The organism is Oscillibacter sp. KLE 1728 (assembly GCF_934833455.1).
Classification (GTDB): domain Bacteria; phylum Bacillota; class Clostridia; order Oscillospirales; family Oscillospiraceae; genus Oscillibacter; species Oscillibacter welbionis.
Genome location: NZ_CAKVVF010000064.1, coordinates 1 through 2,307, shown reverse-complemented (window position 1 = coordinate 2,307; position 2,307 = coordinate 1). Strand labels below are relative to the sequence as shown.

Annotated in this window: 3 protein-coding genes; 2 read left to right on the top strand and 1 reads right to left on the bottom strand. The window is 63.5% G+C overall.

From position 1 onward, the window contains the following. The coding region (locus tag QVE23_RS10955; RefSeq protein ID WP_502919083.1) for an MBOAT family O-acyltransferase at positions 1-595 on the top strand (595 nt) is incomplete at its 5' end. 15 nt (positions 596-610) lie between these two features. After that, positions 611-1,729 carry a DHHW family protein gene (locus QVE23_RS08060; protein ID WP_287967901.1) on the top strand — a complete coding sequence of 373 codons (1,119 nt, stop codon included), beginning with the start codon at positions 611-613 and terminating at the stop codon, positions 1,727-1,729. A 51-nt stretch (positions 1,730-1,780) separates the two neighbouring features. Here QVE23_RS08060 and QVE23_RS08055 read toward each other — a convergent pair whose 3' ends face one another. After that, positions 1,781-2,047: a hypothetical protein gene (locus tag QVE23_RS08055; protein WP_287967899.1), complete on the bottom strand. Its 267-nt coding sequence runs from the start codon at positions 2,045-2,047 to the stop codon at positions 1,781-1,783. Between the last annotated feature and the right edge of the window lie 260 nt (positions 2,048-2,307).

Below are 2,307 nucleotides of genomic sequence, written 5' to 3'. Positions count from 1 at the left end.
CTACTGCGCCGACTCCGTGGGCACCTTCTGGCGGCGGTGGCACATGTCCCTGACCTCCTGGTTCCGGGACTATTTGTATATCCCCCTGGGAGGCAACCGGGGCGGCACCGCCAGGACCATCCGGAACCTCCTGATCGTCTGGTTCTGCACGGGCTTCTGGCACGGGGCCAGCTGGAATTTCATCCTGTGGGGACTGTACTTCGCCGCCTGGCTGATCTTGGAGCGGTACGTCCTTCGGGGCGTACTGGAGAAGACCCCGGCGATCCTCAAGCACCTCTACACCCTCATCGTGGTGTTCGTGGGCTGGGGCCTCTTTGCCATGGTGGACCTGGGCGTGTGCGGGGACTACCTTGCCGCCTGTTTCGGCGGTGCGCCGCTCTGGAGCGGGGCGGACCTGTTCCGGCTGCGGAGCTACGCCGTGACACTGGCGGTACTGGTGCTGGCTTCCACCGCTCTGGGCCAGCGGCTGTGGGCGAAGCTGCCCCGGCAGGCAGAACAGCTGGCCACCCCGGTGCTCATGGGCCTTTCCCTGGTGGTCTGCACGGCCTATCTGGTGGACGGCAGCTACAACCCCTTCCTGTATTTCCGGTTCTGAGAGGAGGCAGAGACCTTGTCCAAACGATACGCAAGATTTCTCACAGCGGTGTTCTGCCTCTTTCTGGGGGGGCTGATGGTGTGGCAGATGCTCCTGCCGGACCGGGAGCGGTCCGACGTGGAGAACCGCACCCTCCAGCAGCGGCCGGCACTGACTCTGTCCAGCGTGCTGGACGGCAGCTATATGGAGGACGTGGAGGCCTACGTCCAGGACCAGTTTCCCCTGCGGGACCAGTGGACGGGCCTGAAGGCCCGGACGGAGCAGCTGATCGGCAAACGGCTGTTCAACAACATCTATCTCGGTGAAGGCGAAACATTGATCTCCAAGGTGGACGCCCCTGCGGACGGCCTGGAGAAGGCGAACCTGAATTACGTCTCCCAGCTGGCGGAGAAGTCGGACATCCCCATGTATCTGGGGCTGATCCCCTCCGCGGCGGAGGTGTGGCGGGACAAACTGCCGGAGGGCGCGGAGTCCTGGGACCAGAACGCTTACCTCTCCCAGGCGGCGGGCCTGGGGCTGCCCATGATCGACTTCTCCGCCGCCCTGACCGCTCACGCCGACGAGCCCATCTTCTACCGCACAGACCACCACTGGACGTCCCTCGGGGCCTTCTATGGGGCCAATGCTCTGCTGGAAGTCCTGGGAAGAGAATCATTAAAGCAGGAAAGCTTTACACCAGAGATTGCCAGTACCAGCTTCAATGGCACGCTGTACTCCCAGTCCGGCATCCACTGGCTGACGCCGGACACCATGGAATTCTGGGTCAAAGAGGACGGCCTCATGGTCACCTCCTGGCGCACCGGCTCTCCGGAACCCGGCATACTGTACGACCGGAGCTATTTGACCGAGAAGGACAAATACGCCTCCTTCCTGGGCGGCAACCAACCCCTGTGCGTCATCCAGAATGAGAACGCCCGAGACGGCGGCAAGCTCCTGCTGATCCGGGATTCCTACTCCGACGCCCTGGCACCCTTCCTGGCCCAGAGCTTTGCCGAGGTCCACCTGCTGGACCCGCGGTATTACCGGATGCCCCCCGCCCAGTACGCGGCGGAGAACGGCATCGACGCCATCTGCGTCGTGTATAGTATCCCCAACTTCATCACGGACCGGAACCTGGTGTTCCTGGCCCAGTGAGCGCAGAAAAGAGCGGCCGGAGTTTCGGCCGCTCTCTTTTTTGATCCGAATTCACGGGCCGGTGCCGGTGCCGTCGCACCGCCAGCCCTCATCCGTCAGGTAGAGGACCCCCACCTGGAAATTCTCATAGGCGCCCTCCGGGGCCTCGCCGTACCTGCCGTCGTACTCCACGGTGTTGCCGGCCATCTGACAGCTGCGGGCCGCCTCATTCTCCGGTACAAAGATGCGGGTATAGGAGAACCAGAACCGCGCATGTCTCTCTGATTGCTCCGGATAGGAGGTCTCCGGCATATCTGCCCAGCTATCCACATCGGCCACAGTCCGCACATAGGTGCAGACGAAGATGCTGCCGTCTGTGACCTCCAGGGCGGGCGCGTATCCGCATCGGCCCAGGCCTGGGCGATCTCCAGATGGCTCTGTCCCCGGTCCGGGATGATGATGCCCTCCCGCAGGGCCTCCCATTCTACTTCGTCATAAATCTGGCGCAAGGCGGCAAAGACCGTCCCGTCCATCGGCGGTGCGGAGAACCACTGTGTCACGCCGCTCCGGGTGCAGCGGACCAGGGAGCTGCCCTCCCA